Annotated in this window: 13 protein-coding genes; 3 read left to right on the forward strand and 10 right to left on the reverse strand. The window is 41.6% G+C overall.

The window, feature by feature from the left end; all coding sequences use genetic code 11:
• Positions 1-28: 28 nt before the first annotated feature.
• The 4 genes from L5B76_RS01080 to pepN form a co-directional block, all read right to left on the reverse strand.
• Positions 29-1,093: a 3-deoxy-7-phosphoheptulonate synthase gene (locus L5B76_RS01080; protein WP_265753904.1), complete on the reverse strand. Its 1,065-nt coding sequence runs from the start codon at positions 1,091-1,093 to the stop codon at positions 29-31.
• A 104-nt stretch (positions 1,094-1,197) separates the two neighbouring features.
• A complete protein-coding gene (rnm, locus tag L5B76_RS01085; protein WP_265753905.1) occupies positions 1,198-2,034 on the reverse strand; it encodes an RNase RNM in 837 nt (278 codons plus the stop codon).
• A gap of 173 nt (positions 2,035-2,207) precedes the next feature.
• A complete protein-coding gene (pyrD, locus tag L5B76_RS01090) occupies positions 2,208-3,224 on the reverse strand; it encodes a quinone-dependent dihydroorotate dehydrogenase (protein WP_265753906.1) in 1,017 nt (338 codons plus the stop codon).
• 75 nt (positions 3,225-3,299) lie between these two features.
• Positions 3,300-5,915 carry an aminopeptidase N gene (gene pepN / locus L5B76_RS01095; protein ID WP_265753907.1) on the reverse strand — a complete coding sequence of 872 codons (2,616 nt, stop codon included), beginning with the start codon at positions 5,913-5,915 and terminating at the stop codon, positions 3,300-3,302.
• A 275-nt stretch (positions 5,916-6,190) separates the two neighbouring features.
• On the opposite strand from pepN, the gene purE reads away from it, so the two are divergent.
• The gene (gene purE, locus L5B76_RS01100) at positions 6,191-6,700 is read left to right on the forward strand and encodes a 5-(carboxyamino)imidazole ribonucleotide mutase (protein ID WP_265753908.1); all 510 of its coding nucleotides are present in this window, start codon (positions 6,191-6,193) and stop codon (positions 6,698-6,700) included.
• 165 nt (positions 6,701-6,865) lie between these two features.
• Here purE and L5B76_RS01105 read toward each other — a convergent pair whose 3' ends face one another.
• The 4 genes from L5B76_RS01105 to yfbV all read right to left on the reverse strand — a co-directional run bounded on the left by L5B76_RS01105 (position 6,866) and on the right by yfbV (position 10,070).
• On the reverse strand, positions 6,866-7,441 hold the full coding sequence (locus L5B76_RS01105) for a UbiX family flavin prenyltransferase (RefSeq protein WP_265753909.1): 576 nt from the start codon (positions 7,439-7,441) through the stop codon (positions 6,866-6,868).
• Positions 7,441-8,952: an amidophosphoribosyltransferase gene (purF, locus tag L5B76_RS01110; RefSeq protein WP_265753910.1), complete on the reverse strand. Its 1,512-nt coding sequence runs from the start codon at positions 8,950-8,952 to the stop codon at positions 7,441-7,443. The genes L5B76_RS01105 and purF overlap by 1 nt, the downstream gene beginning before the upstream one ends.
• A gap of 12 nt (positions 8,953-8,964) precedes the next feature.
• Positions 8,965-9,465: a CvpA family protein gene (locus L5B76_RS01115; protein WP_250350294.1), complete on the reverse strand. Its 501-nt coding sequence runs from the start codon at positions 9,463-9,465 to the stop codon at positions 8,965-8,967.
• Positions 9,466-9,629: 164 nt separating this feature from the next.
• On the reverse strand, positions 9,630-10,070 hold the full coding sequence (yfbV, locus tag L5B76_RS01120) for a terminus macrodomain insulation protein YfbV (protein WP_265753911.1): 441 nt from the start codon (positions 10,068-10,070) through the stop codon (positions 9,630-9,632).
• 268 nt (positions 10,071-10,338) lie between these two features.
• Between yfbV and L5B76_RS01125 the strand changes: the two genes are divergently transcribed.
• Both L5B76_RS01125 and pta read left to right on the forward strand, forming a co-directional pair.
• Positions 10,339-11,541, forward strand: a complete 1,203-nt coding sequence (locus tag L5B76_RS01125) for an acetate kinase (protein WP_265753912.1) — start codon at positions 10,339-10,341, stop codon at positions 11,539-11,541.
• 65 nt (positions 11,542-11,606) lie between these two features.
• On the forward strand, positions 11,607-13,745 hold the full coding sequence (gene pta, locus L5B76_RS01130) for a phosphate acetyltransferase (RefSeq protein ID WP_265753913.1): 2,139 nt from the start codon (positions 11,607-11,609) through the stop codon (positions 13,743-13,745).
• 92 nt (positions 13,746-13,837) lie between these two features.
• On the opposite strand, the gene recD is transcribed toward pta, so the two are convergent.
• Complete coding sequence (recD, locus tag L5B76_RS01135) at positions 13,838-15,871, reverse strand: exodeoxyribonuclease V subunit alpha (RefSeq protein ID WP_265753914.1); 2,034 nt, start codon at positions 15,869-15,871, stop codon at positions 13,838-13,840.
• Complete coding sequence (gene recB / locus L5B76_RS01140) at positions 15,871-19,503, reverse strand: exodeoxyribonuclease V subunit beta (RefSeq protein ID WP_265755502.1); 3,633 nt, start codon at positions 19,501-19,503, stop codon at positions 15,871-15,873. Before recB ends, recD begins: the two co-directional genes overlap by 1 nt.
• Between the last annotated feature and the right edge of the window lies 1 nt (position 19,504).

Raw genomic sequence — 19,504 nt, forward strand, 5'->3', positions numbered from 1 at the left:
TTTCTTTACAGTCTGATGATTTTGCCAGTTATTTTTTGCTCAATGCTTGTGCCATTTGACGTAATAATTGCTCGCTGGTTTCCCAATCAATGCAAGCATCAGTAATTGACACACCATATTGCATTTCGCTTACTGGCTGCTCAGCACTTTGGTTACCTGCGTTGATATGGCTTTCTAGCATCACGCCAATAATGGATTGGTTGCCATTGGCGATTTGCTGCGTAACATCTTCTGCCACAATCGGCTGGCGGCGGTAATCTTTATTCGAGTTGCCGTGACTGCAATCCACCATAATGGCAGCTTCTAAGCCTGCTTTTTGTAATTCTTGTTCTGCTTGTTGAATAAATTCCGCTTGGTAATTTGGCGCTTTTCCACCACGCAAAATAATGTGTCCGTTTGGATTGCCTGCGGTGTTGAGCAAGTTCACCTGCCCTTGCTGGTTAATACCAATAAAGCTATGCCCCATTGCGGACGCTTTCATCGCATTAATCGCAGTGGCAATGCTACCGTCCGTACCATTTTTAAATCCCACCGCCATTGATAAGCCTGACGCCAGTTCACGGTGAGTTTGCGATTCCGTGGTTCTTGCACCAATGGCTGACCAGCTGAATAAATCTGCCATATATTGTGGCGTGATTGGATCAAGTGCTTCGGTGGCAAGTGGCAAACCCATTTCCGCCAGCTCTAACAAAAGTTCACGGGCAATGTGTAAACCGTGTTCCACATCGAAACTGCCATCAATTTTCGGATCGTTAATTAAGCCTTTCCAACCCACGGTGGTACGCGGTTTCTCAAAATATACACGCATAACAATGTACAGCTCGTCTTTTAGCTCATCAGATAAAGCTTTCAAACGTTTTGCGTAATCTAACGCAGAAAGGGGATCGTGAATCGAACAAGGGCCAATCACCACTAATAAACGGTTATCTTTTTTATGAATGATATTGGCAATATCAGTGCGTGATTGCTCAATTTGATGACGTAAATGCTGCGGTAACGGTAATTTTTCTTTCAGTTCACTTGGCGTGATTAGCACTTTTTCATTAATAATATTTACATTATGAATACTGTCTTTGTGATTTACATTGTTCATTTTTCTTTCCTACTCAAAATTAAAGTGTAAATTTTTATTTACAATAAATGTAATGCATAAATTACACTTAAACCAAAGCAAATTCAACTTGTTTTACAAGGAATTTACAAAATAGTGCGAAATTTCTGCCAAACAGGTAGCACATTTTCTGGCAATTCAAGAGAACGTCCTAATTCAATCCAACCACAAGGGAAATGAAAATCCGACCCAACAGAGCCAAGCAAACCTTGTTCAAGCGCCCAGCGTGCCAGCAATAAGCGTTGATCTTTAGTTTGTCCGCAGCCAGAAACTTCAATGGCATCGCCTCCACTTTGGGCAAAATCCGCAATCAGTTTTTTGAGCCATTTGGTGGTTAAGGTATAGCGCAATGGGTGCGCTAACACCGCTACACCGCCTGCTTGGTGAATAATGTCAATCGCGCTAGGAATATCCACCCATTCCGCTTTTACATAAGCTGATTTCCCTTGCCCTAGATAACGTTTGAAGGCCTGATTAATATTAGAAACTTTGCCGATTTCCACTAAATAGCGCGCATAATGCGCTCGGGTCACTTCCCCTTGGGTGAATTTTTTCGCTCCGTCAAAGGCATTTTCAACGCCTAACTTCGCTAATTTCTCACCAATTTTCACCGCTCTTTCTAAGCGTTTTTCTGCTTGCTGCTGCAAAAGTGCGGTCATTTTTGGGTGAGTTTTATCAAAATCTAACCCCACAATATGAATGGCACGATTTTCCCATTGAGTAGAAATTTCCACCCCATTAATCAGTGTGATCCCTAATAAATCTGCCTGTGCTTGTGCTTCATCTAAGCCAGCCACACTGTCGTGGTCGGTTAAAGCCAGCACGGACACTTGATTGTCATAAGCGCGCTGCACCACCTCTTTAGGGCTTAATACCCCATCTGATGCGCTGCTATGGCAATGTAAATCATAAATTTTTTGCATTTTTGTTCCTAAATAAAATGAAAAAGTGCGGTCATTTTTTTGTGATTTTCCGCCTTAAAAAGATAAAAAATAAAGGCGGACATTCGCCCGCCCTGTTAATCGCCTTATTCCTTAATATAGGCTTATTTATTGCCATTTCAAGTACTGTGTAAATCTCTCGCCTGCCGCATCAATTAACAATGCTTAACCAATTCTTTAATTAACGCCGGCCCTTGATAAATCAAGCCTGAATACACTTGCAATAATTGCGCACCTGCTGCCATTTTTTCTTGCGCGCTGGCAACGCTGTCTATGCCGCCACTGCCGATAATTGGGATTTCGGTGTTTAATTCTTGATGTAATCGAGCGATGATTTGCGTGCTTTTTTGTTGCAACGGCTTACCGCTTAGGCCGCCAATTTCTGTCGCATTTTTCAAGCCTTGTACATTGTCGCGCGCAATGGTGGTATTGGTGGCGATCACACCATCAATCTTGTTACGTCGTAACGTATCAGCAATTTGTACCAATTCGGTTTCCGTTAAATCTGGCGCAATTTTCACTGCAATCGGCACATATTTATTATATTGGCTTGCCAAAATTTGCTGGCGCGACTTAATGCTTTGCAATAAATCTTCTAACGCATCGCCATATTGCAACTGGCGTAAATCAGGCGTGTTGGGCGATGAAATATTCACGGTGATGTAATCCGCATAGTTGTAGGCTTTGTTTAAGCAATAAAGATAATCCTCTTTACCGCGTTCAATGGGGGTAATTTTATTTTTCCCGATGTTGATGCCGATAACCCCGTCAAAACGCGATTTTTTCACATTTTCAATCACATAATCAATGCCCTGATTATTAAAGCCGTTGCGATTAATAATGCCTTCCGCTTCAATTAAACGAAACTGGCGTGGCTTGGGATTGCCCTCTTGCCCAAGCGGTGTTACCGTTCCCACTTCAATAAAGCCAAATCCCAATGCGCCAAAGCCGTCAATAGCTTCGGCATTTTTATCCGCCCCTGCGGCCAAGCCAATGGGATTCTTAAACTTCACACCCATTACCGTTCTTTCCTGCCCTTGCGGACAAGCTAATAAGGCTTTCATTAGGGTTACAAAAGGCGGTTTGCCAGCCAGTTTTAATAGCTGAATAGTTAAATTGTGGGCATTTTCAGCGTCAAGACTGAAAAGCGCTTTTCGGATTAAAGGATACATATTCACTCGTTTATCTCACTGGATAGTTAAACTGTAAAAAAGTGCGGTGATTTTTGACCGCACTTTTATATTGGATTATTGCAAGGCTTTTTCGATTTTTTCGAATAAATCCTTAGACAGATTTTCTACTTCACTCAAGCGTTCTAAGGCACGTTTCATCAAGGTTTGACGCTGTGCATCATAACGTTTAAAGCGAATTAATGGCTCAATTAATCTTGATGCCACTTGCGGATTGGTTTCATTTAAACGAATTAAAATATCCGTTAAGAAACGGTAACCCGAGCCGTCCGCGGCGTGGAATGCGCGTGGATTTTGGCTAGCAAAACTGCCCACTAAGGCGCGTACACGGTTTGGATTGTTAAAGTTAAAACTTGGGTGATCCATCAACTGCACCACAATTTGTAGTACATCAGCATCAGGGCGCGTAGCTTGCAAGGTGAACCATTTATCCATCACCAAACCATCGTGCTGCCATTTTTGTTCAAAATCCGCCAATAATTCATCACGGCAAGGCAACTGTGCTTTGGTCGCCACCGATAACGCGGCCAAACAATCGGTCATATTATTTGCGTTTACATAGTGCTTATACACTAAATTATTGCCTAAATGAGTGTAAGCCAAATAATTCAGGCAAAGATTACGCAAAGCACGCAAGGCAATATCTTGTTGCACCACGCGATAATCTTCCAAATGAATTTGCTGATAAATTCGGAATAAATCTGATTTCAAATAGTCCGCTAATGTACGCAACATAAACTCACGCACCACCGCGATGCCTTCAGGATCAATGGTTTTGAATAATTCCGCAAATTCCGTTTCTTTTGGTAAGGTCAGAATTAAGGTGGTTAATTCAGGATCTTTCTGATGATTTTCTAACACTTGATGAAGTGCGGTCAAAATTTCTTGAGAAAATTCAAGAGGTTGCCCTTGTTGATATTGCGATAAGTTACGACGTAACTCATTGCTAAATAGCATTTGTGCTGCGTCCCAACGAACGAAGTCATTTTTCGCAAATTTCAATAAGGTGATAAGCTGCTTGGTGCTGTAATCATAATCTAATCGCACTGGCGCAGAAAAATCACACAACAAGGCTGGCACTGGACGTGAATAAATATTATGAAATTCAAAGGTTTGCGTTTGTTCCGTTACATCTAGCACATCACTCACTAATTCGCCATGATATTGCAAAGATTGCATAATACCTTGCTCATCATAAAGGGCGATTTTTAATGGAATATGCAAATTCACTTTATCCATTTGATCGGCGGTTGCTGGCGTATGCTGTGAAACTTGCAGGCGATAAGTATGAGAGCGCTCATCATAGCTATCACTAATGGTGAGCTCTGGCGTACCGGATTGGCTATACCAACGGCGGAACTGGCTAAGATCAACGTCATTGGCTTTTTCCATTGCTTGCACAAAATCTTCACAGGTGGCGGCTTTACCATCGTTTTGTGCGATATACTCTCGCATTCCCGCTTGGAAACCTTGTTCACCTAGCAAGGTATGCAACATACGAATCACTTCTGCCCCTTTTTCATACACGGTTACGGTGTAGAAATTATTCATTTCAATCACTTTTTCAGGGCGAATTGGGTGCGACATTGGGCTAGCGTCTTCCGCAAATTGCACGGTACGCAAGAATTTCACATTATTAATGCGATTTACCGCACGCGATCCCGTATCAGAAGAAAATTCTTGATCTCGGAACACGGTTAAACCTTCTTTCAAACTTAACTGAAACCAATCACGACAAGTAACACGATTGCCCGTCCAGTTATGGAAATATTCGTGAGCGATCACGCTTTCAATGGCTAAATAATCTTCATCTGTGGCGGTTTGAGGATTGGCTAACACGAATTTATCGTTAAAAATATTCAAGCCTTTGTTTTCCATTGCGCCCATATTGAAGAAATCTACCGCAACAATCATATAAATATCTAAATCATATTCTAGCCCGAAGCGTTCTTCGTCCCATTTCATTGATTTTTTCAGGCTGTGCATCGCCCAATCGGCACGATCTAAATTGCCGCGATCCACATAAAGCTCAAGTTTCACTTCACGGCCACTTTGGGTGATAAAACTGTCTTGTAAAACATCAAAATCTCCTGCCACTAAAGCAAACAAATAGCTCGGTTTTGGGAAAGGATCTTGCCATTCCACCCAGTGAAAACCATTGTCCAATTCCCCACTGGCAATACGGTTGCCGTTAGATAATAAATAAGGGTATTTAGCTTTTTCTGCGGTAATTTTGGTGGTGTAACGCGCTAGCACATCGGGGCGATCAAGCATATAGGTAATTTGACGGAATCCCTCTGCTTCACATTGTGTACAAAGGGCATCACCTGATTGATATAAGCCTTGTAATGAGGTATTCTCGGCAGGTTTCAGATAGGTGACAATTTCTAACTCAAATTGCGCCGCACTTTCTTTCAAACTACTTAAATCTAACGTTAGACTTTCGCTATCTTGTTGATAATGTTTGAAATCTTCCTCATTTAAACGAATCGCCGCAAATTGAAAACTATGGCCGTCTAAACGCAAACGGGTTGCTTCTGGGTTTAAACGTTGATACTGGCTTTTAGCGGTTACCACGGTTTTTTCTGGATCTAATTGAAAATCCAAGAAAATATCCGTTACGGTAAAATCTGGCGAGCGATAATCTTTTCTATATTTAGCTTTTGTCTGCATATATGACACCTAGTATGCTTGTTGTTTTAAGAAGGTTATCCAATATGAAATCTTTTAAGATTAAGGTAGAAAAATTGTTGTTAGGATAAGATTTTTAGCCCAAAGTTGCAAGAAAAACAAACCGTTCTGCGATTACTTAATTTGCTTACCTCACTCATTTTTCACCAATCAGTCCTCTTGCTACCACCTTAGGCAATCGTTTGCTTACAAGGCTTAAGATATGCTATTCTAGTGCGGTTGTTTTTTGTTAATTTTTGTTGTGAATAGGAAAAACTATGCTAGACCAAAAACCAAGCCAAAATGCTGAAATTGCCATTGTAATGGGGTCAAAAAGTGATTGGGCGACAATGCAGGAAGCCGCACAAATTCTCACGGATCTCAATGTTCCCCATCATATTGAGATTGTTTCTGCACACCGCACACCAGATAAATTATTCCAATTTGCTGAAGATGCCGAAAAAAATGGCTATAAAGTGATTATTGCAGGTGCAGGTGGCGCAGCGCATTTACCAGGAATGATCGCAGCAAAAACCCTTGTGCCTGTGTTGGGTGTACCCGTGAAAAGTGCCACGTTAAATGGTGTGGATAGTCTTTATTCTATCGTGCAAATGCCAAAAGGCATTCCCGTTGGCACTTTAGCTATTGGTGCGGCCGGCGCGGCAAATGCGGGATTATTAGCTGCACAAATCTTAGCTCGTTTCAATCCTGAGCTTGCGGCACGTTTACAACAATTCCGCCAAAATCAAAGCCAAACCGTGTTAGATAATCCTGATCCGCGTGATTAATACACACCAAAGTGCGGTGAAAATTTTGTGAGTTTTTGATAAAAAATAGACTTAAATTGCACCGCACTTTTCCACTCTTAGATAGAGATAGAGCGTAGAATTTAAGTCTATCTTATCGATAATTTCTCAATTTCACTTTCGTGTTAGAGCTAATTTGCTTCCCTTTTAGCTTTCACCCCAGCGTTGGAATAAATCTTGTTCTAGCGCAATGCCAAATTGATCGCAAAGGCGGTTGATGCTTTGGTTGATAATATCATCAATGCTTTCAGGGCGATGATAAAAGGCGGGCATTAAGGGCATTATGGTGGCGCCAATTTCTGCGGCTTGGGTCATTAGGCGTAAATGGCCTAAATGTAGCGGTGTTTCGCGTACGCAAAGAAAAAGCGGCTTGCGCTCTTTTAAACATACGTCTGCGGCGCGGGTGATGAGATCATCGGTGTAACTGTGCGCAATGCCTGATAAGGTTTTGATTGAACAAGGCAGAATCACCATTCCCAAAGTGCGGTAAGATCCCGAAGAAATTGCGGCACCAATATCGCGCACATCATAGGTCTGATCCGCCAAGGCGCGCACTTGTTGAACGCTGTAATCCGTTTCTGCGCTTAGGGTTTGCTTAGCAGCGTTGCTGATAATTAAATGGGTTTCAAGATCAGGGACGTTTTTCAATACTTCCAATAAACGTATGGCATAAATCGCCCCTGAAGCGCCTGTGATGGCAATAATTAAACGTTGTTTGCTCATTAGCTCTCGTTGTGCATTTCAAGATTGGTTGCGTCTTTCTCACGCTTTTTCTTGGCACTATCATTGCGTAAATCAGCGATATGATCAAGATATTCTGGCGTAATGTCCCCTGTAACATATTTTCCAGTGAATACTGAGCAATCAAAATCTTTAATCGCAGGATTTTCTTGCTGAACAGATTGAGTAAGCGCATCAAGATCTTGGAAAATCAATTTATCCACGCCAATGAGTTTGGCAATTTCGTCCACTTCTCTTCCATAAGCAATGAGTTCGTGTTTTGTTGGCATATCAATGCCGTACACATTTGGATAACGAATTTCTGGTGCCGCTGAAGCAAAATAGATTTTTTTCGCCCCCGCCGCACGCGCCATATCCACAATTTGCTCTGAGGTGGTACCGCGTACAATGGAATCATCCACTAATAGCACATTTTTGCCTTTAAACTCAGATGAAATGGTATTCAGTTTGCGGCGTACTGCACTTACGCGCTGCGTTTGCCCCGGCATAATAAAGGTACGCCCTACATAGCGATTTTTCACAAAACCTTGACGATAAGGTTTGTTTAAAATATGGGCGATTTGTAAAGCAATATCATTGGAGGTTTCAGGCACAGGGATCACCACATCAATGTCTAAATCTGGCCATTCACGGGCAATTTTTTCGCCTAAATATTTACCCATATGCACACGTGCGGCATAGACAGAAACGCCATCAATATAGGAATCTGGACGAGCAAAATAAACATACTCAAAAATGCACGGCGTTAATTTTGGATTATCCGCACATTGTTGTGCATAAAATTGGCCATCAAAGGTGATATAAACTGCTTCACCTGGTTGAATATCGCGTACAAATTCAAAGCCAACTACATCAAGTGCGGTGCTTTCTGACGCAAAAATATATTCTGTTTTACCATTCTCTTCTCGCTTTCCTAACACCAAAGGGCGGATACCATTAGGATCGCGAAACGCCACCATTCCGTGTCCGATAATCATTGCCACGCAGGCATAAGCACCACGAATATCATTGTGTGTCGCTTTAATGGCGTGGAAAATGTCTTCAGGCGAAAGATGCTGGGTATAAATATGATCAAGATGATAAGCAAGAATATTGAGCAAAATCTCTGAATCAGAATTGGTATTAACGTGGCGGCGAGCGCGTTCGTATAAGGTCTTTTTCAGTTGTTCAGAGTTCGTTAAATTACCGTTATGAACAAGGCTTAAGCCATAAGGTGAGTTTACATAAAAAGGCTGCGCCTCAGAAACACTGGAACTGCCCGCAGTCGGATAACGAACGTGCCCAATGCCAGCATTGCCTTGCAAACGTAGCATATGTACTTGCTGGAAAACATCACTTACCAGCCCATTTGCCTTACGTAAACGGAAGCGATTTTCATCATCAATAGTGACAATTCCTGCCGCATCTTGCCCTCGGTGTTGAAGAACCGTTAAGGCATTATAAATTGCTTCATTGACAGGGCTTGTCCCCACTATACCGACAATACCACACATTCGTGTTATCCCCTATTGAGTTAATGTTGAGTTTAATAAACTGGAATTTTCCTGAATTTTTTGAAAGAACCATTCCACAATAAAGCCAAAGTGCGGGATTAATTTTGATTCTTTCCACACATCACTTTGACTAAAGTTAGTAAAGGTATCGACAAAGAATAAGAGTGCCGCAACAATCAATACCCCACGTAATAAGCCAAAACAGCCACCTAATACACGATCTGTGCCAGATAACCCGGTTTTATCTACCAGTTGGCTAATTAAATAATTCACAATTGCCCCAATGATTAAAGTGGCAATAAATAAGATGGCAATGGCTACGCCATTACGAATATAGCCTGATTCAATTTGAGTTAAAAAGTTGGCAACATAAGGATAAAAATGATTTGCGACCAAAAAAGCGACGACCCAGCTTGCAAGGGACATCACCTCACGCACGAAACCACGCAAAAGGCTGACAATAATAGAAAAAGCAATAATTCCGATAATAATAAAATCTAAATAATTGTTCACGAAAATAATCTCTACAATAGATAGGATATTTATGACCGCGCTATTCTAGCAAAAAACGAAAACGTTTGCGTAGCATTATTTGCAGTTTTTTATCCTAAAGGTTAAAAAGTGCCGTACTATATCACTCGCTTTTAGCGGGATCAACAAAGCACATATTAAGAGCATTATAAGGATTGCCAAACGTCTGCGGGCAATTTTTGTACCGCCTTTTTTAGTACGAACGCGAGATCTTGATAAGTCGGTTTCTCTGGCATCTTGACACCACTTCCGACTTTTTCTAACTGCTGACAAATTTGCAAAAATTGCACCGCACTTTGTTGAGGCAATGGTGTTTTCGCACGCTTGCCGAGCCAATAAAGCCCTTGCAAAGGTAAACACAAAGAAAAAAGTGCCGTTAATATTGTTGCCGCCAGTGCCACCATATCCCCTTTGGCATACATTTGTTGCCATACCAATGCAAACACTGCCAAAAATGGCATCAACTTTTGTGAAAACAGAGTGGCTTTAATTACGCGATTTTCGGGGAAAATCATTCCCAATTTAGGCATTAACGGCCAAGTGTCGAGATATTGTTGTCCTTGTTGAAGTGCGGTGAAAAATTTCATTGTTTTCCTTGTTATGCTGAACGGTAATCAATTTGGGCATTATAGCTCATTCTTTTCTTTTCCTTCTTCTTTACTTCAATTTTATTTTTTATAAAAAAATTTTAATTTTTAATCATTTTTTTGATAAATATCGTATTTTTTCTGCCTTGAGAATTTATTTTATTGAGTGAACAGTGTATCCTATGCAAGATCTAACGACTTTTATATGTCGCTCCGTTTAGGCTATTTTAGACGGATTCCTTTTAACTTAATTAAAGATAGGTTACTTATGTCTCAAAAATTAGTTCTCGTACTTAACTGCGGTAGTTCATCACTTAAATTTTCAATTTTAGATCCGGTAACGGGTGAAGAAAAATTATCTGGTTTAGCAGAAGCATTCCATTTACCTGATGCACGTATTAAGTGGAAATTACACGGTGAAAAAGGCAATGCCGAATTAGGTGCTGGTGCGGCACACAGTGAAGCGCTTGCATTTATTGTGAACAATATTTTCCCACTCGATCCATCATTAAAAGATGAAATTGTAGCAATTGGTCATCGTATTGTTCACGGTGGTGAAAAATTCACTTCTTCTGTTGTTATCAATGATGAAGTGATTCAAGGTATTAAAGATGCGATCCAATTTGCACCATTACACAACCCAGCTCACTTAATTGGTATTGAAGAAGCGTTCAAAATGTTCCCGCACTTAAAAGATAAAAACGTGGCGGTTTTTGATACAGCATTCCATACAACAATGCCTGAAGAAGCTTATCTTTATGCAATTCCTTATTCTTTATATAAAGAGCACGGTGTTCGCCGCTATGGGGCGCACGGTACAAGCCATTACTATGTAAGCCAGCAAGCCGCGGAGCGTTTAAATGTGCCAGCGGATCAAGTTAATGTGATCACTTGTCACTTAGGTAACGGTGCCTCTGTAGCTGCCGTTCGTCACGGTAAATGTATTGATACGTCAATGGGCTTAACCCCATTAGAAGGCTTAGTGATGGGGACGCGTTCTGGTGATTTAGATCCCGCAATCATTTTCTACCTACACGACAATCTAGGTATGAGTGTTGAAGAAATCAACACTCTATTAACCAAAAAATCAGGCTTATTAGGTTTAACAGAAGTAACTAGCGACTGTCGTTATGCCGAAGAAAACTATGATGCAGAAGCCGCAGCAAAACGTGCATTAGATGTATTCAGCTACCGTTTAGCAAAATATATCGGTTCATATATGGCGGTTATCGGTGAGCGTTTAGATGCTATCGTGTTTACGGGTGGTATTGGTGAAAACTCAGGACTTGTTCGTGAAAAAACCTTAGAGCATTTAAAACTCTTCGGCTATAAACTAGATAACGACAAAAACCTTGCAGCACGTTTTGGTAACGAAGGCGTGATCACCGCAGATAACACCCCTGTGGCAATGGTTATCCCAACAAACGAAGAATTAGTAATCGCACAAGATACTGCAAAACTTTGTAGCTAATTTTATAAACAGACTGCCGAATTATTCGGCAGTTTCTTTTTCATCATTTAACCTGAAGGTTTATTATGTCTCGCACAATTATTCTTATTCCTGTGAGTGCTGGCGTTGGTTTAACCAGTGTTAGCCTTGGTTTAATTCGTTCGCTTGAAGAAAAAGGCGCGAAAATTGGTTTTATGAAACCTATTTCACAACCAAATACTGGCGAAGATAAACTTGATCGCAGCACTTCTATCGTTCGTACTAGCACTTCTATTGAAACCGCTGAGCCATTTATGCTAAGCGTGGCGGAAAGCTTAATCGGACAAAATCAATCTGATGTTTTATTAGAGAAAATTGTTGAAAATCACCAACAATTAGCTAAAAACAATGAAATTATCATTGTTGAAGGTTTAATCCCAACGCGTAAACATAGCTATGCCAACAGCATTAACTATGAAATTGCCCAAGCGCTAGATGCAGAAATCATTTTGGTTGCTGCCCCTTCAACAGAAACGCCAGCGCAGCTGAAAGAACGTGTAGAAGCCGCTGCTTCACAATTTGGTGGTAAAAATAACAAAAACTTACTGGGTGTGGTTATCAACAAATTCAACGCACCAATTGATGAATCTGGCCGCACTCGTCCTGATTTAAGTGAGATTTTTGATGCTTATCAACATAGCCATAGCAACGTGGCTGAAGTGTACAAACTATTTGAAAAAAGCCCAATTAAAGTACTTGCTTGCATTCCTTGGAATGCAGAATTGATTGCAACCCGTGTTATTGATCTAGTAAAACATTTAGGTGCAGCAATTATCAATGAAGGCGATATTCAAACACGCCGTATTCGTAGCATTACTTTCTGTGCAAGAAGTTTACCAAATATGGTGGAACACTTCCGCAACGGTAGCTTACTTGTTACTTCGGCAGATCGCCCTGATGTATTGGTTGCTTCCGCACTAGCGGCAAGTAATGGTATTGAATTAGGTGGCCTTCTACTTACAGGTGGCTACAAAATCGATAATCAAATCAAGAAACTTTGCCAACCAACATTTGAAAGCTCAGGTTTACCAATTTTCCGTATTGAAGGCAACACTTGGCAGACCGCTCTTGCATTACAAAGCTTCAACCTTGAAGTGCCAGTCGATGATAAAGAACGTATTGAAAGCATTAAACAATACACGAGCCAACAATTTGATGCAGACTTTGTTAATTCAATCGTGGCAGAGTCTTCTCGCCAACGCCGCTTATCACCACCAGCGTTCCGTTTCCAATTAACCGAATTAGCACGCCAAGCGAAAAAACGCATTGTATTGCCTGAAGGGGACGAGCCGCGTACTATCAAAGCTGCTGCCCTTTGTGCAGAACGTGGTATTGCAGAATGTGTGCTTTTAGCTAACCCTGCTGATGTTCAACGTGTAGCAGAAGCACAGGGCGTACAATTAGGCAAAGGTATCACCATTATTGATCCAGCAAGCGTGCGTGAAAACTATGTGGCACGTTTAGTCGAACTGCGTAAAAACAAAGGTATGACCGAAGCGCTTGCCCGTGAGCAACTAGAAGACACCGTAGTACTTGGCACAATGATGTTAGAAGCCAACGAAGTTGATGGCTTGGTTTCAGGTGCGGTTCACACCACAGCGAACACCATTCGTCCACCAATGCAAATTATCAAGACTGCGCCGGGTAATTCGATTGTTTCTTCTATCTTCTTTATGCTACTGCCAGATCAAGTGCTGGTTTATGGAGACTGTGCGGTAAACCCGGATCCAAATGCCGAACAACTGGCTGAAATTGCTATTCAGTCTGCGGATTCCGCAAAAGCCTTTGGTATCGATCCAAAAGTGGCAATGATTTCCTACTCTACAGGCACATCAGGCAGTGGTGCAGACGTAGAAAAAGTGAAAGAAGCCACCCGCATCGCCCAAGAAAAACGCCCAGATCTTATCATTGACGGCCCATTACAATACGATGCGGCAATTATGGAAGATGTGGCACGTTCTAAAGCGCCAAACTCACCAGTTGCGGGTAAAGCCACCGTATTTGTATTCCCAGATCTAAATACAGGTAACACCACTTATAAAGCGGTACAACGCTCTGCGGATCTCGTTTCTATTGGTCCGATGCTACAAGGTATGCGTAAGCCAGTGAACGACCTTTCTCGCGGTGCATTAGTCGATGATATTGTGTACACCATTGCATTAACAGCAATCCAAGCAACGCAATAATCATATAACTTAGCACATAAAAATCGCCATTAAGTCAAAAGACATAATGGCGATTTTTTATTTTAAGCAATAATCAATGCGTCTTACTCGCTTTATAGCATTGCTTGCAACAACGAGGATAACCCACTTTGCCGTTTGGTTGGTTTTCTTACCGCACTTTTCCAGCTTTGTTCTGTGCTAAACACAGTAGCTTGGCTTTTGGCGCGCGTAATGCCAGTGTAAACCAATTCGCGGGATAAAATCGGGTTGGGTTCAGTGGGCAACACCATAAAAGCGTGATCAAATTCAGAACCTTGCGATTTATGTACGGTCATCACAAAAGCGGGTTCGTGGCTTGGAATACGGCTAGCTAATTCGCGTTTGCCATTTTCAAAATAAAAATGCCCGCGTGCGTTACCTTGCTCATTAACACTCAATAAATACAGCCCCACATCGCCATTATATAAGCCTACGTTGCTGTCATTTTGCGTGATCATAATAGGTTTGCCGAGATAATGCTCACGCGGTTGATTAAATTGCACTAAGCCTTTTGCACGCAAGCCTTCCGCAATCAGTTGATTGAGTTTCTCACTGCCCAACTCCCCTACGCGTAATGCAGTAAGATAACGCACTTTATTAAATGCGGTGAAAATTTGCTGAATTTTTTCTGAATCTAACGGCTGATTTTGCGCCGTAATTTGCTGAATTAAGGTTAAAAAATCAGCGTAATTTTGCACCGCACTTTTCACAATTAGGTTGGCACAATATTGCTGATACGCCACCGTATTCACGTCCATCTCTTGTGCAAATTGCATAAAATCCACTAAGGTTAAGGGTGAGTTTGTTACAACATCACTTTTCGCCAAATCCCCTGCTTGTAACAGCTGCCAGCTTTCTTCAGCTTTGCCTTGATTAATCAGTTTTGCGAGCTGACCAATGGCGGAATGTTCATCAAAACGATGGCTTTGGGTTAAATGGCAAAGATGATCGCGAATTGGATTTCCTTTCTCCATCGCTGGCAAATGTTGCCCTGTGGTTTGTTGTAAATAAGCCACAAAATCAGGGCTATATCCCTGCACAAGAAATTTGCCTAGCTCCGCCAAAATTGCCCCTGCCTCCACGGAAGCAAGCTGATCTTTATCGCCTAACAAAATCAATTTAGTTTGCGGTTTTAGAGCCTGTAACAATTTCGCCATTAGGGATAAATCAATCATTGAAGATTCGTCCACCACCAGCACATCAATAAGCAAAGGGTTTTGCTTATTATGACGTGGCATTTCTTCATAAAAACGCACGCCAAGCAAGCGGTGCAAGGTTTCAGGCTGGGTGGGAATGGCTGCAATTAAGCTTTCGGGCAAGGCTAGCTCTGCTTGCAGACGAGCTAAGGAATTGTCCATACTCTCTTTTAACCGCGCTGTAGCTTTACCTGTTGGTGCAACCAATTTTATACGCAAACCTTGCTGATACAACTCCTGCAAGGCAAGTAACAAGCGCGTTACGGTGGTGGTTTTACCTGTTCCCGGCCCACCACTGATTAAGGTGAAAGGCTGCTTCAGCGCCATTGCCACCGCAATTTCTTGCCAGTTAATTTGCCTTGGTTGTGGTGAAGCTGGAAAATATTTTTGCAAAATGCTGGCGATGGCTTGCGGATCAAAAGTGCGGTCAAAAATTGCTGAATTTTGCACCGCACTTTGCTGTTTTGTTCCCTGTTCGACACGTTTAATAGCATTAGCAAAATATTCCGCCACGCGATATTCATCTTGCCAAATGCGATAAAAATATAAAGCGTTAAACTGAAATACCAAAGGTGAAACCTTGCTTTTTGGATCAGTGGTAAACGCAATATGATCCTGCAATTCTGCAATCCATTGAGTAACGGGCAGAAAACCTATTTGTTCATTAATGCGGTTTGCGTATTCTCGTTCGCTGTAAGGCAACAAATTCTGTAGCAGATTTTCTTCAAGCAACAAACAGCTATGCCCCTGCAAATAAGAATAGTTGCACAACGCCGCCAATAAAATCGCTAAATTTTGTTGGTGTAAGGAATAGGATTTACCTTGTTGTTTTTCGGCGATCAGCCGTGCAAAATGGTAATCGGCCTCGCTAAACACGCCTTTTTCTTTCAGTTCTTTAATTAGCCCAAGCATTAAAACAATTCCTCCAAGGCTTGAATTAGCCGCCAATCTGGCTTATCAAAATAAATACCGTTTTGATCTTGTCCATTCATTCCACGCAAGAACGTATAAATCACGCCACCAAAATCTCGCTCATATTGATAATCTGGATCGCGGCTTTGTAAATAGCGGTGCAACGCCAAGGTGTAAAGCAAATATTGCCAGTCATAAAAACCGTTTTTCATCACTTCAGGCAACTGCGTAGGCTGATAATTTTCCATTTGATGACCAAGTAAATTTGATTTGTAATCCAACACATAATATTTTCCCTGATGACGAAACACGAGATCAATAAAACCGCGCAACATTCCTTGCAAACGCTCAAAAATCAGATTTTGCGAAGAATATGGGTGATAATCTTGCAAGGCTCGGTTAAACGCCGTAGCGTCAAAGGCCTTATTGAGTTTCAAATAAAATTGCATTTCTTTTAAGCAATCTTGTTGCTGAATTTGGGCAAGGGTTAAGCTTTCCCCAGACAATAATGGGCTGTGATAAATGGCGTGAAACCATTGTTGCAAGGTGGAAATCCACTGCTCATCAAGCTGTAACAGTTGGCATAATTTGGCAAGGTTTTGCTCATCAAGGGCGGATTGTGCGGTATTTTTTTCTAAATAACGGTGCAAAATCGTCCCCACGCGCACGCCGCTTGGCAAATCAAAAGGGCTATAGCCTTGCGGATAAGCATTTTCATTTTCTTGTGGTGGCGTATTTTCTTCGCTTAAATTTGCTGTTGGCGGCACATTGAAATCGTAATCCTTACCTTGATCAAAAACTGACGAAATTTGCCCCGCACTTTCATTTTCTGCCTGTAATTTCAATTTATTACGCTGATGCTTATGCACCATATCGGTGAAACTGGTTACTCCCCAATGATATTCAATGTTACCGTTAAATATAGCAGGGCTAAAGGTTTGATCGTGAGAAGTGGAAACCAAAGGCGCGCTTGCTTCAAGATCTTCAATGCTGTGAATGGCAACATTCTGCTCACCCACTTTTTGTTGTAAGGCTTGCAATAATGAGTTGGTGTCATAGGCTCCAGAGAATGTTATTTTTTCGCCTATCGCCCCTTGGCTTAGGGCATAAAGCAATCCATTCCATTTTTTCTCAAAGGATTGCGGCAGACAACACGCCACTTGGTATTTGGCTCGGGTGAGCGCCACATAAAGCAAGCGCATTTCCTCTGCCAAATTTTCTTTCAAAACCAGCACCGACTGCTGATTTTCCATATCCCACAACACTTGATCTTGTTCTACCGCATAATAGGTGGTGATGGTATCTTTGACGCCTTTCGCAGGGGCGGCAATAAAGGGCAGCCATACCAAATCGTAAGCCAAGCCTTTTGATTTGTGAATCGTCACGATTTTCACTAAATCTCGTTCGCTTTCTAAACGAATGCTTTCTTGCATTCGATCTGTGCCTTGTATTTGCTTTTCAAACCAACGCAATAAGGCGGCTTCGCTTTCATTTAAACGGCTGGCTTGCTGCAAAAGCTCTGCCAAGTGTAAGAAGTCGGTTAAAATACGCTCCCCTTGGCTACGCACAAGCAAGCGTTGAGTGAGTGGATTTTCTTCATTTAACAATAATTGGTGCAACATCACCAAAATGCCTTTTTGTTGCCAGCTTTTTTGATAGGCAAAAAAAGCTTCCACCCAGTGTTCCCACAGATTTTCATCTTGCTTGATTTGATAAATTTCCGCACTGGTTAAGCCAAATAACCGGGTGGCAATGGCATTGAGAATGTGGCGCTCATTCAATGGGTTTAAACAAGCCTGCAAAATTAACGCCAATTCCTGCGCGGTTTCGCTGTCAAACACATTGCTTTTATCCGACAAATACACCGAAGCAATGCCTAAATTTTGCAAGGCAGTTTTAACGCTCAGCGCTTCTTTCCAACTGCGCACTAACACCGCGATATTTTTGGCTTGCAATGGCTCATCACCAAATTTTGCGTGATTTTGCACCGCACTTTTTAACCATTGTTGAATGGAAATGGCACAGGTTTCGGCAAATTGCTCTTGATTATACGCATCGCCTAAATAGCAACTTAAAGCGGGCTGATCTTGTCCGTTAAGGTTAAAGTGCGGTAGATTTTTCCCGGCTTTTACAGGATCAAACGGAATTTCATCAAATAAAAATGGCGCAGGCTGTTCAAAATCAAAAATCCCATTAACACATTGAATTAATGCGGCGGTGGAACGCCAGTTTTCTTTCAGTGTAAAACGCTGATTGGCTTGTTGCGAAGCCTTAAAATAAGTAAAAATATCTGCGCCACGGAATTTATAAATGGATTGCTTTGGATCACCAATCATTATAAAGCCTGATTGTGGTGTTTGATTTTCAATATAAATTTTAGAGAAAATTTGATACTGTTGAGCATCCGTATCCTGAAACTCATCAATCATTGCAAAGGGATATTGATTGCGAATCAGCGCGGCTAATTCTTGCCCATTCTCGCCACATAAGCCTTCTCGCACTAAACGCAACAAATCATCAAAGCTTTTTTGCGTGTGATGATTTTTGTAATCAAATAATTTTTGTCGAATAGTTTGAATGGAATGGTAAAGCACAATGGGCAAGAAAAGTGCCTTTTCTTCTGATTGGTTTAATAACCTTTCTGCTTGGTCGAAAATATGATGTTCAAGCGGCTCTTTACCTTTTTTTGTATTTTCTTTAATTTTGCTTGCGATGAAATGGGTTAATAATTCTTTATATTTACCATTTTTATCCTTAGGTAAATCAATATCACTAGGATCTAATGCCCATTTACGCATTTTTTCAAAGCGACCTTTTGTATGGTGTCCATCTTTTTGATTTTGTGCCAAAAGCTCCAATAATTCTTGCTCATTCGCCAACCACTCTTGCTTAAACTCATCAATATCCTTATAGCGAGCCAATAAATGTTGTTGGAGAAATTCATCAAGAGAAAGTTCAAGCAGACTTGGATCAGAAAGTGCCACATCAAAGGCTTCTTTGTCTAAATAATCCTTAATTTTTTTCAGTAATTCCTGCGGCGATTTTAAGTTTTCATAAACCCATTTCGCCACGATGACAGGCTGATGATAAAAGGTTTCACGCCAAAATTCATTGGTTAAGCGTGCGAGCAAATCACTTTCATCAGTAACCAACTCTAAATTAAAATGCACGCCCGAATTAAAGGCATATTGCATTAGCATACGGCGACAAAAACTGTGGATCGTGTAAATCGCGGCGGTATCCATACTCTGCTCCGCCCAGTTAAGGCGTTGAATCGCCAAAGGAATATCCGGCAAACTTTGTACAAGCTCGCCAAGCAAAGGATCGCCACCTTGGCTAAACACGTCCAAATCCTGTGTTGTTTGATATTGCAAAAGCAGCTGTTTGCTATGGTAAATCCTTGCACGAATACGCTCGCGCAGCTCTTGCGTTGCCATTTCAGTAAAGGTTACCACGAGAATTTTATCCACCGATAGCGGCTGGCTAAAACAGTTCTCCCCTGCTTGTAACAGCAAGCGAATATACAAGGACGCCATAGTATAGGTTTTGCCCGTTCCCGCGGACGCTTCGATCAGGCTAACGCCCTGCAACGGCATTGTGGCTGGATTGAGTGTTTGCGTTTTTGTCGTCATC

The organism is Avibacterium sp. 21-594 (genome assembly GCF_026226815.1).
Lineage (GTDB): Bacteria > Pseudomonadota > Gammaproteobacteria > Enterobacterales > Pasteurellaceae > Avibacterium > Avibacterium avium.

Coding starts and splice junctions, on each gene's coding strand:
- recB (WP_265755502.1), bottom strand. CDS start 19,503: ATGACGACAAAAACGCAAACACTCAATCCAGCCACAATGCCGTTGCAG.
- yfbV (WP_265753911.1), bottom strand. CDS start 10,070: ATGAAATTTTTCACCGCACTTCAACAAGGACAACAATATCTCGACACT.
- pyrD (WP_265753906.1), bottom strand. CDS start 3,224: ATGTATCCTTTAATCCGAAAAGCGCTTTTCAGTCTTGACGCTGAAAAT.
- L5B76_RS01080 (WP_265753904.1), bottom strand. CDS start 1,093: ATGAACAATGTAAATCACAAAGACAGTATTCATAATGTAAATATTATT.
- purF (WP_265753910.1), bottom strand. CDS start 8,952: ATGTGTGGTATTGTCGGTATAGTGGGGACAAGCCCTGTCAATGAAGCA.
- purE (WP_265753908.1), top strand. CDS start 6,191: ATGCTAGACCAAAAACCAAGCCAAAATGCTGAAATTGCCATTGTAATG.
- L5B76_RS01125 (WP_265753912.1), top strand. CDS start 10,339: ATGTCTCAAAAATTAGTTCTCGTACTTAACTGCGGTAGTTCATCACTT.
- pepN (WP_265753907.1), bottom strand. CDS start 5,915: ATGCAGACAAAAGCTAAATATAGAAAAGATTATCGCTCGCCAGATTTT.
- pta (WP_265753913.1), top strand. CDS start 11,607: ATGTCTCGCACAATTATTCTTATTCCTGTGAGTGCTGGCGTTGGTTTA.
- L5B76_RS01105 (WP_265753909.1), bottom strand. CDS start 7,441: ATGAGCAAACAACGTTTAATTATTGCCATCACAGGCGCTTCAGGGGCG.
- recD (WP_265753914.1), bottom strand. CDS start 15,871: ATGCTTGGGCTAATTAAAGAACTGAAAGAAAAAGGCGTGTTTAGCGAG.
- rnm (WP_265753905.1), bottom strand. CDS start 2,034: ATGCAAAAAATTTATGATTTACATTGCCATAGCAGCGCATCAGATGGG.